The sequence below is a fragment of the Streptomyces durbertensis genome (genome assembly GCF_014156695.1).
Classification (GTDB): Bacteria; Actinomycetota; Actinomycetes; order Streptomycetales; family Streptomycetaceae; genus Streptomyces; species Streptomyces durbertensis.
Genome location: NZ_WMLF01000231.1, coordinates 1 through 8,335, shown reverse-complemented (window position 1 = coordinate 8,335; position 8,335 = coordinate 1). Strand labels below are relative to the sequence as shown.

The window sequence follows — 8,335 nt, the reverse complement described above, 5'->3', positions numbered from 1 at the left end:
GGAACACTCCGTGGAGGTCTTCCGCGCCTGGGACGCCGCCAGGGGCGGCGGTCTCCAGCGCAAGGCCGTGGTCGGCCAACTCAACGAGGTGGGCGGCCTGCTCGCCTACCAGGACCATCCGCCGCACCTGCGGCGCCGACTGTGGGGGGTGGCCGCGAACCTCGCGGTGCTCGCCGGCTGGATGTCCCACGACGTCGGCCTGGAACCCACGGCGCAGAAGTACTTCGTGATCGCCGCGCACGCCGCCCGCGAGGGCGGTGACCGGCCGCGCGCCGGCGAGGCGCTCTCCCGCGCCGCCCGGCAGATGGTCCATCTGGGCCGGCCGGACGACGCGTTGGACCTGATGAAGCTCGCCAAGGCCGGATCGGGGGAGGAGACCCTGCCGCGCACCCGGGCGATGCTGCACACCATCGAGGCCTGGGCGCAGGCGTCGATGGGACGCGGCCAGGCCATGCGCCGCACCCTCGGCCAGGCCGAGGAGTTGTTCGTCTCCGACAAGAGCGACGTGCCGCCGCCGAGTTGGATGCAGATGTTCGACGAGGCCGACCTGCACGGCATGCAGGCCCTCGCCTTCCGGACCCTCGCCGAGTTCGACCCGGCCGCCGCGAAGACGGCGGAGAAGCACGCGAAGCTCGCTCTGGAACTGCGGGGGAACGGCCACCAGCGGTCGCAGATCTTCGACTACATCTCGCTCGCCTCGGCGTGCTTCATCGCCGACGACCCCGAACAGGCCGACCGCTACGCCCGGTTGGCACTGGTGTCGATCGGCGAGACCTCCTCGCACCGCACCTGGGACCGGCTTCGGGAGATGTACCGGCTGACCGGCCAGTACGCCGGCTATCCCAGGATCGAGGACCTGCGGCAGGAGCTGAAGGAGACCCTGCCCAAGGCCCCGCACAGCAGCCCCGGCGGCGGCACGGTCAAGTCACCGCGCGCTCTGAAGATCTGATCGGGGCGAGGCGAGGGCCTGAGCGGGGCGCGACCCGGTGTCCGGGCCCGCAAGCCCGCCGGCAGCGGGTCACGCGACCGCGCCACGTCACTCGCCGGGTCACTCGGAGACGCGGGCGATCAACGCGCAGGCGTCGTCCTCGCGTTCGGCCTCCCCGAACTCCTCCACCACCGCGCGCACGCACTCCCGGGCGGTCCTCGCCTCCGCGAACCGGGGGGCCAGCTCCAGCAGACGGGCGGCGCTCGACCGGGCGCCGTCCTCCAGGCTGGCGCTGCGCGGCGCCAGCCCGTCGGTGTGCAGCACCAGCAGGTCGCCGGGCTCCAGCTGCTGGGTGCACTGGCCGTACCGGGCGCCGCTCATCGCGCCGAGCAGGACGCCTTCGGGCTGGGCCAGCGGGCGGCCCTGGCCGGCGCGGTAGAGCAGCGGGGCGGGGTGGCCGGCCTGCGCCCAGGTCAGGTTGCGGGTGCGGGGCTCGTAGTGGCAGCACAGCGCGCTGCCGAGGGCCGGCTGGGCGGCGCTGTCGAGCAGCTGGTTCAGGTGCCCCATGAGCGCGCCCGGCTCGACGCCGGCGAGGGCCATGCCCCGGACGGCGCCGAGCAGCATCGCCATGCCGGAGGTGGCCTCGACGCCGTGTCCGGTGAGGTCACCCACGGTGAGCATGGTGGCGCCGTCGGGAAGCTCCATCGCGTCGTACCAGTCGCCGCCGATGAGGGCGCTTGTGCCGGAGGGCAGGTAGTGGGCGGCGATCTCCAGGGTGCCGGCGGTCTCCCGGCTGTGCCTCGGGTGCCGCAGGGTCTGGCGGCGTGGCGGGAGGACGGCCTCCTGGAGTTCCACCGCGACCCGGTGCTCGGTCTGCGCCCGGTGTCGCTCACGTGCGTAGCGTTCGCTGGTCTGTTCCAACGCGCGCTCGCTCAGGCGGAGTTCGCTGACGTCGCGCAGGACGCCCCACATCGCGACGCAGCTGCCCTCGGGGTCCAGCACGGGCTCGGCGGTCATGTGGACCGTGCGCACCTCGCCGTCCGGACGGCGGACGCGGAACTCCCCGTCGACCGGCTTGCCGTCCACGAGGCAGTCCGTGAAGGCGGTCATCAGCCAGGGCTGGTCCTCGGGCAGCAGCAGGGCGGGCAGCTCGTCGAGGGTGAGCGGGCCGTCGGCCTCCTCGCGGCCGAGCACCGTGTACAGCTCGGGCGACCACGTGACCTCGTCGGTGAGCAGGTTCCACTCGGCGCTGCCGGCCCGGCCCACGGCGGCGGCCGGCGAGGGCTGCACCTGGCGGTCGAGCGTCGCGGTTCCGGCCGGCCGGGCCGGCGGTCCGTCGCGCAGCTGGCCGAGATGGCGGCCCAGGTCCTCGAGGTGGTGGACGGCCAGCTCGCACAGCGCCCGCTGCCAGCGGCGCTCGCTGCTGAGCGCGTCGTCCGGTTCCGTGCCGCCGGCCGTGCGCCGCACCGCCTCCACCCGGCCGCGGAGTCGGCGGGCCTGGGAGATGAGGCTGTCGAGGGTGCCGTGCTCGGCTGGCGTCGCGGGACGGTCCGCGGAGGGATGGGAGGGCATCGCGTACTCCGAAGTGAGCCGTGTCCGGTCCGGCGCCGGTCGGGGGCTGCCGGGTAACGACTCTTGCACAGCGCGCGACGACCTGTAAGGGATTTGGCAATACCCGATACGGTGGTGCTTCTGGCATATGCCAATGGCCCGTCGGGGGCGCTCCGTACTCTTTCGGCCCCTCCAGGCCCCTTCGGGCCGGACACCGGCCTCCGGGGGTGGTTACCGACCCCTCCGGGGCGGGTATGGTGCCGCAAGCCGCGCACGGGCCACCGGAGACCCACGCAGGTCACAAAGCGGAAATCCCGTTGCCAGTCCCGTCCCCCGCACCGGATGCTGACCACATGTTCGCCGAATACGTCGTTCCAGACATAGCGCCCAGCGGAACGCTGCTGGGCCTGCTACAGCGCGGCCGGGGAGACGGCACGCTGCACGCTCTGGCGGCGCCCCGCTCCGAGGCGCTCGCCGCGCTCCACCACTGTCTGCGACACGACCCGCGGCGCGACTGGCAGATCGAGCACCGCTCCCTCTACTACGCGCGGCTGCACCGTGACCTGCGGGCCGGCCTGGCCGAGCTGGAAGCCCACCTCTTCAGCGACCAGGACCAGCTCGACCCGCGCGAGGAGCGCACCGGACTGGCCCTGTCCGTCCTCGGCCACCTCCTCTCCTACGGCGACGCCGGCGCGTTGCGCCTCCTGCGCCGCTACACCGCCGAGGGACACAACTGGCAGTGGGCGCTCGACGAACTCGCCGTGCGCGACGACGACACCGGCCTGCGCTCGCTCGGCCCCGCGGTCCTCGCCCGCTTCCCCGACGACCCGGACGGCGACGCCGCGCTGGCGGAGGCCATGCGGGAGGCGTACGAGCCGCGCCCGTGGCGGCTGTGGGAGGAGGACCCGCAACGGCGCGGCCAACGGGAGCGCCTGGCGAGGGTCAGGGAGCGGCACTCCTTCGACCGGTGGTCCCGGCAGCTGCGCTCCCAGGGCCCCCGGCCCGGCTGGAGCGTCGCGGAGGTGCTGGAGTGGGCCCAGCAGGTCCCCGAACCCGCCGACGGCGACCCGACCGGGCCCGAGGACCTCGACCAGCTCTGCCGGCGGCGGGAGGCGGCCGCCGCCCGATGCCTGGCCGCCGTCGCAGGCCCGGAGGACCGTCCGCGGCTGCTGGCCGCGGCCACCGACGGGCCGCCCGCTGCCCGCGTCGCGGCCCTGCGCCACCTGGCGGAACGCGACGACCCGGCGGTCCTCGACCTGGTCGAGACGGCGTGTGCCGCCGCCCCGCACCAGGTCGCCGAGGCCGCCCGTGAGGCGTTCGGCCGGATGCGCGGTGAGCGCGCGCTGACCCGGGCCCGCTCCTGGGCCGGAGGGGACGACGAACTCGCCGAGGCGGCCGCCGTCATGCTGGCCTGCCAGGGCGGTGAGCAGGACGCCGCGGTGGTGCTCGGCGCCCTGCGCCGGGTGGTCCGCCTCCAGGGTGCCGACGCGCCCGCCCTCCCGGCGCTGGTCGACGGCGTCGGCAGACTTGCCATCGGCTGCGCCGCGCCCGTCCTGCGCCACCTCTACCGGGAGACCGCCTCCTCCCAGCTGCGCGGCCGGCTCGCCCGCGCGCTCGCCGCCACCGACCCGGCCTTCGCCGCCGGGTTCGCGGTCGAGTGCCTGTGGGACTGCGAGCAGTCCACCCGGGAGATCGCCGCGCGGTTCGCCGCCACCGGTGAGGACCGGGTCGTCGAACGGCTGCGCAACCTGGCGGCCGACCCCGCCGAGGAGGCGGACGTGCAGAGCGCCGTGCGCGGCCGGCTGCGCCCGCACGCCGCCGGCTGATCCCCACCTCCCGGGCCGCGGCGGCGACTCGATCACCGGACGGCAGCCGCGGAGCGCGGACGCGCCCTGGCACGATGACCGCATGAGCGGACGCTGGGAATTCTGGATCGACCGGGGCGGCACCTTCACCGACGTGGTGGGCCGCCGGCCCGACGGGCGTCTTGTCACCGACAAGCTGCTCTCCCACGACCCCGGGCGCTACCGGGACGCCGCCGTCGCCGGCATCCGCCGGATGCTCGGACTCGCCGCGGACGAACCGGTGCCCGCCGAGCGCGTCGCGATGGTCAAGATGGGCACCACCGTGGCCACCAACGCCCTCCTCGAACGCCGGGGCGAGCCCACCGCGCTGGTGATCACCGAGGGCTTCCGCGACGCGCTGCGGATCGCCTACCAGAACCGGCCGCGCCTGTTCGACCGGCACATCGTGCTTCCCGAGGCGCTGTACGACGAGGTCGTGGAGGTACCCGAACGCGTCGCCGCCGACGGGAGCACCGTGCGTCCGCTGGACGTCGAGGAGACCGCCGCCCGGCTGCGCGCCGCGCGCCGAAGCGGCCTGCGCTCGGCCGCCGTGGTCTGTCTGCACGGCTACCGGCACCCCGACCACGAGCGGGAGATCGCCCGCCTGGCCGTCGAAGCCGGCTTCCACCAGGTCAGCTGCTCGCACGAGGTCAGCCCGCTGATCAAGCTCGTGCCGCGCGGCGACACCACCGTCGTCGACGCCTACCTCTCACCGGTCCTGCGCCGCTACGTCGAGGAGGTGGCGAGCGAACTGCGGGACGTGCGGCTGATGTTCATGCAGTCCGGCGGCGGGCTGCGGGAGGCCGGTCACTTCCGGGGCAAGGACGCCGTGCTGTCCGGGCCGGCCGGGGGAGTGGTCGGCATGGCCCGCTCCTGCGCGGAGGTCGGCCGGCACCGGGTGATCGGCTTCGACATGGGCGGCACCTCCACGGACGTCTCGCACTACGCGGGCAGGCTGGAACGCACCTTCGACACCCACGTCGCCGGGGTGCGGATGCGCGCGCCCATGATGGACATCCACACCGTCGCCGCCGGCGGCGGCTCGGTGCTGCACTTCGACGGCGCCCGCTTCCGCGTCGGCCCGGACTCCGCCGGCGCGGTGCCGGGCCCGGCCGGCTACCGGCGCGGCGGGCCGCTCACCGTCACCGACGCCAACGTCCTCCTCGGCCGCGTACAACCCGCCCACTTCCCGCACGTCTTCGGGGACGGCGGCGACCAGCCGCTGGACGCCGACACCGTCCGCGAGCGGTTCACCGAGCTGGCGGACCGGGCCGCCGAGGCGACCGGCGTGCGGCGCACCCCCGAGGAGGTCGCCGCCGGCTTCCTGGAGATCGCCGTGCTCAACATGGCCAACGCGGTGAAGAAGATCTCCGTCCAGCGCGGCCACGACGTCACCCGCTACACCCTCGCCAGCTTCGGCGGCGCCGGCGGACAGCACGCCTGCGCGGTCGCCGACGCGCTCGGCGTGGACAGCGTGGTCGTGCCACCCCTCGCCGGCGTGCTGTCCGCGTACGGCATCGGCGTCGCGGACGCCACCGCGATGCGCGAGCAGTCCGTCGAACGCGAACTGGACGCGGACACCCTGGCCGCCGTCCGCCGACTGGCCGGCGAACTCACCGAACGCACCGCGGGCCAGCTCGCCGAGGACGGCGTCGCCCCCGACACCGTCCGCACCACCGCCACCCTCCACCTGCGCTACGCCGGCACCGACGCCACCCTGCCGGTGCCGCTCGACGAACCGGACGCCATGGCCGCCGCGTTCCACCGCGCCCACCGCGCCCGCTACGGCTTCACCATGGACAAGCCGCTCGTCGCGGCGACCGTGGTCGTGGAGTCCGTAGGCTCCGCCGGCGGTCACACCCCGCACCCCGCCGCCGCGCCCGAGCCCGCGACCGTCCGCCCCCCGGAGCGGGTGCGGATGTACACCGGCGGCCGCTGGCAGGACGTCGCACTGCGGCACCGCGCCTCGCTCCGCCCGACCGACACCGTCACCGGGCCCGCCGTCGTCGCCGAGGCGGACGCCACCACCGTCGTCGACCCCGGCTGGCGCGCCCGCGTCGACCCGCGCGGGCACCTGCTGCTCGACCGGGTCACCCCGCGCCCGGCGACCAGCGCGGTGGGCACCGAGGTGGACCCGGTGAAGCTGGAGGTCTTCAACAACCTGTTCATGGCCGTCGCCGAGCAGATGGGCGTGCGCCTGGAGAACACCGCCCACTCGGTCAACATCAAGGAGCGGCTCGACTTCTCCTGCGCCCTCTTCGACGCCGAGGGCAACCTCATCGCCAACGCCCCGCATATCCCGGTCCACCTCGGCTCCATGGGCGAGTCGATCAAGGAGGTCCTGCACCGCAACGAGGGCGCGATGCGGCCGGGCGACGTGTACGCGATCAACGACCCGTACCACGGCGGCACCCACCTGCCCGACGTCACGGTGGTCACCCCGGTCTTCGACGACGGAGGCACGGACCTGCTGTTCCTCGTCGCCTCCCGGGGCCACCACGCGGAGATCGGCGGACTGACACCCGGCTCGATGCCCGCCTTCAGCCGCAGCGTGCACGACGAGGGGGTGCTCTTCGACAACTGGCTGCTGGTCCGCGACGGCGTCCTGCGCGAGGAGGCCACCCGCGCACTGCTCACCCGGGGGCCGCACCCCTCCCGCAACCCGGACGCCAACCTGGCCGACCTGCGCGCCCAGATCGCCGCCAACGAGAAAGGCGTCGGCGAACTGCGCGCCATGATCGACCAGTTCGGCATCGACGTCGTGCAGGCGTACATGCGGCACGTACGCGCCAACGCCGAGGAGTCCGTCCGCCGCATCGTCACCGGACTACGGGACGGGTCGTACCGGTACACGACGGACAGCGGCGCCGTGATCCAGGTCACCGTCACCGTCGACCACGCGGCCCGAGCCGCCGTCATCGACTTCACCGGCACCTCCCCGCAGCGCGAGGACAACTTCAACGCCCCCCGCTCGGTGGTGATGGCCGCCGTCCTCTACGTCTTCCGCACCCTCGTCGCCGAGGACATCCCGCTCAACAGCGGCTGCCTGGTGCCGCTGACCGTCCGCGTGCCCGAGGGGTCCATGCTCTCCCCGACGTACCCGGCTGCCACGGTCGCCGGCAACGTGGAGACCTCCCAGGCCGTCACCGGCGCGCTGTACGCGGCGCTCGGCGTCCAGGCCGAGGGCTCCGGCACGATGAACAACGTCACCTTCGGCGACGACAGCGTGCAGTACTACGAGACGATCGCCTCCGGCTCCGGCGCCGGCGACGGCTTCCCCGGCACCGACGCCGTCCAGACCCACATGACCAACTCCCGGCTCACCGACCCCGAAGTGCTCGAATGGCGCTACCCGGTGCGCGTCGAGGAATTCACGGTCCGCACCGGCAGCGGAGGCGAAGGCACCTGGCCCGGCGGCGACGGCGTGGTACGCCGGCTGCGCTTCCTGCGGCCCATGACGATCGCCCTGCTCACCGGCCACCGGCGGGTGCCGCCCTACGGCATGGCCGGCGGCCGGCCCGGCGCGCCCGGCCGCAACGCGATCGAACACGAGAACGGCCAGGTCACCGAGCTGCCCGGGGTCGCCGCCGCCGAGGCCGCCACCGGCGACGTCCTGCGCGTCGAGACACCGGGCGGCGGAGGCTACGGCCCCGTCGCGGCGGGATCCGGCCGAAGGCCCGGCGGTTCGGCCGATGTCACACCGAGCGCCTAACCTGTCGTGGTGACCACCGCAGTATCCGCCGCACAGCCCGGCGCGCCCCGCCCCGCGCCGGGCCCGGCAGCAGACGAGGGCCTGGCCCGTCGGCTCCGCGCCCTCGCCTGCACCGCCCCGCTGCACGACCTCGACGTCCGCAAGGCGAACCTGGCCGGAGAGTACGGCGTCTACGCGATGGCCGAGGTGGCGCTCGCCGCCATCGACGTCGTCACCCTCCAGATGGACTTCGACACCGGCGCCGACCAGGAGGAGACGATCGCCCGGCTGCTGCCGCGCATCGCCGCCCAGGCCCCCGAC

4 protein-coding genes and 1 pseudogene are annotated in these 8,335 nt (G+C 74.4%); 4 read left to right on the top strand and 1 reads right to left on the bottom strand.

Annotated features, from left to right (window positions below; genetic code table 11):
* Window positions 1–949 (top strand): NsdA family TPR-like regulatory protein (locus GL263_RS16105; RefSeq protein ID WP_500294565.1); only part of this gene is annotated, 949 nt, incomplete at its 5' end.
* 99 nt (window positions 950–1,048) lie between these two features.
* Here GL263_RS16105 and GL263_RS16100 read toward each other — a convergent pair.
* Complete coding sequence (locus tag GL263_RS16100) at window positions 1,049–2,500, bottom strand: PP2C family protein-serine/threonine phosphatase (protein ID WP_182856412.1); 1,452 nt, start codon at window positions 2,498–2,500, stop codon at window positions 1,049–1,051.
* A 332-nt stretch (window positions 2,501–2,832) separates the two neighbouring features.
* Here GL263_RS16100 and GL263_RS16095 point away from each other — a divergent pair, with 332 nt between their 5' ends.
* The 3 genes and pseudogenes from GL263_RS16095 to GL263_RS16085 all read left to right on the top strand — a co-directional run.
* Complete coding sequence (locus GL263_RS16095; protein WP_182856411.1) at window positions 2,833–4,305, top strand: HEAT repeat domain-containing protein; 1,473 nt, start codon at window positions 2,833–2,835, stop codon at window positions 4,303–4,305.
* A gap of 82 nt (window positions 4,306–4,387) precedes the next feature.
* Window positions 4,388–8,035: a hydantoinase B/oxoprolinase family protein gene (locus tag GL263_RS16090; RefSeq protein ID WP_182856410.1), complete on the top strand. Its 3,648-nt coding sequence runs from the start codon at window positions 4,388–4,390 to the stop codon at window positions 8,033–8,035.
* A gap of 9 nt (window positions 8,036–8,044) precedes the next feature.
* Window positions 8,045–8,335: pseudogene (locus GL263_RS16085) on the top strand (hypothetical protein); the annotation flags it as partial.